Below are 2,500 nucleotides of genomic sequence, written 5' to 3'. Positions count from 1 at the left end.
ATCAAACTCCGTGATAGCTGGTTCTCCCCGAAATGCATATAGGTGCAGCGTCGCGTGTTTCTTACCGGAGGTAGAGCACTGATTGGTCTAGGGGGCCGACAAGCTTACCGAAATCAGTCAAACTCCGAATGCCGGTAAGTGAGAGCGCGGCAGTGAGACTGCGGGGGATAAGCTTCGTAGTCGAGAGGGAAACAGCCCAGATCACCAGCTAAGGCCCCTAAGCGTGTACTCAGTGGAAAAGGATGTGGGATCGCGTAGACAACCAGGAGGTTGGCTTAGAAGCAGCCACCCTTGAAAGAGTGCGTAATAGCTCACTGGTCAAGTGGTACCGCGCCGACAATGTAGCGGGGCTTAAGTACACCGCCGAAGCTGTGGCACTCACACGTTAACCCGGCTTCCCACCACGGTGGGTTGTCTAGGTGTGTGGGTGGGTAGGGGAGCGTCCTGCCGGCAGGGAAGCCGCCGTGTGAACGAGTGGTGGAGCCGACGGGAGTGAGAATGCAGGCATGAGTAGCGAAAGCAGGGTGAGAAACCCTGCCGCCGGATGACTAAGGGTTCCAGGGGCAGGCTAATCCGCCCTGGGTAAGTCGGGACCTAAGGCGAGGCCGAAAGGCGTAGTCGATGGACAACGGGTTGATATTCCCGTACCCGCGAAGATGCGACCATGACGAACCTTCGTCGTGCTAACCACCCAATCCCGGGTGACCGACCCTTCGGGGGAGGCGCTTCGGGTGCGGCTGGGACCCCGCGTGGTAGTAGTCAAGCGATGGGGTGACGCAGGAGGGTAGCTGATCCCGGTGACTGGTAGTGCCGGGCCAAGCATGTAGCCCGTGCCGTAGGTAAATCCGCGGTGCGTTCAAGGGTGAGATGTGACGGGTAGCCTGATTGAAGGTGAAGTCAGTGATCCCATGCTGCCGAGAAAAGCCTCTAGCGAGTATCGAGCGGCCCGTACCCTAAACCGACACAGGTGGTCAGGTAGAGAATACTAAGGCGATCGGGTGAACTGTGGTTAAGGAACTCGGCAAATTACCCCCGTAACTTCGGGAGAAGGGGGACCACTCTTGGTGACCCGCCATGCGCGGTGAGCTGAGGGGGGTCGCAGTGACCAGGGGGAAGCGACTGTTTACTAAAAACACAGGTCCATGCGAAGAAGTAATTCGATGTATATGGACTGACGCCTGCCCGGTGCTGGAACGTTAAGGGGACCGGTTAACCCTCACGGGTGAAGCTGAGAACTTAAGCGCCAGTAAACGGCGGTGGTAACTATAACCATCCTAAGGTAGCGAAATTCCTTGTCGGGTAAGTTCCGACCTGCACGAATGGCGTAACGACTTCCCCACTGTCTCAACCACAGGCCCGGCGAAATTGCATTACGAGTAAAGATGCTCGTTACGCGCGGCAGGACGGAAAGACCCCGGGACCTTTACTATAGCTTGGTATTGGTGCTTGGAACAGTTTGTGTAGAATAGGTGGGAGCCTGTGAAGCCCGCACGCTAGTGCGAGTGGAGGCATCTTTGAAATACCACTCTGATTGTTCTGGGTTCCTAACTTCGGACCGTGATCCGGTTCAGGGACAGTGCCTGGTGGGTAGTTTAACTGGGGCGGTTGCCTCCCAAAAAGTAACGGAGGCGCCCAAAGGTTTCCTCAGCCTGGTTGGCAATCAGGTGTCGAGTGCAAGTGCACAAGGAAGCTTAACTGTGAGACTGACGGGTCAAGCAGATGCGAAAGCAGGGACTAGTGATCCGGCACATGCTTGTGGAAGCGGTGTCGCTCAACGGATAAAAGGTACCCCGGGGATAACAGGCTGATCTTCCCCAAGAGTCCATATCGACGGGATGGTTTGGCACCTCGATGTCGGCTCGTCGCATCCTGGGGCTGGAGCAGGTCCCAAGGGTTGGGCTGTTCGCCCATTAAAGCGGCACGCGAGCTGGGTTTAGAACGTCGTGAGACAGTTCGGTCCCTATCCGCCGCGCGCGTAGGAAACTTGAGAAGGGCTGTCCCTAGTACGAGAGGACCGGGACGGACGAACCTCTGGTGTGCCAGTTGTCCCGCCAGGGGCACGGCTGGTTAGCTACGTTCGGAAGAGATAACCGCTGAAAGCATCTAAGCGGGAAACTCGCTTCAAGATAAGGTCTCCGACACCTTCGGGTGTGAAGGCCCCCAGCTAGACGACTGGGTTGATAGGCCAGAAATGTAAGCACAGCAATGTGTTCAGTTGACTGGTACTAACAGGCCGACCACTTAACACACCACACGCGATACGACGCACCCACTATACGAACCTGAAACCACACACCACCCCCACACACGCGTGGGGGACGGCCACCACCCCCTTTGGGGTGGACAGGCACACGGTGACACGTGGCACACGAACGTGCCGGCGGCCACAGCAGAAGGGAAACACCCGGTCCCATCCCGAACCCGGAAGTTAAGCCTTCCCGCGCCGATGGTACTGCCCCCGACAGGGAGTGGGAGAGTAGGACACCGCCGGACAAAAACA

General features: G+C 57.4%; 2 rRNA genes (1 of these 2 cut by a window edge). Both read left to right on the top strand.

The features are described 5' to 3' along the window. Positions 1-2,249, top strand: a 23S ribosomal RNA gene (locus tag LX16_RS00600) (it extends 892 nt beyond the left edge of the window). A gap of 127 nt (positions 2,250-2,376) precedes the next feature. Then, positions 2,377-2,493 (top strand): 5S ribosomal RNA (gene rrf, locus LX16_RS00595). Positions 2,494-2,500: the final 7 nt, after the last annotated feature.

It is taken from the genome of Stackebrandtia albiflava, from assembly GCF_007994225.1.
Classification (GTDB): Bacteria; Actinomycetota; Actinomycetes; order Mycobacteriales; family Micromonosporaceae; genus Stackebrandtia; species Stackebrandtia albiflava.
This window is presented reverse-complemented; position numbering and strand designations above follow the sequence as displayed.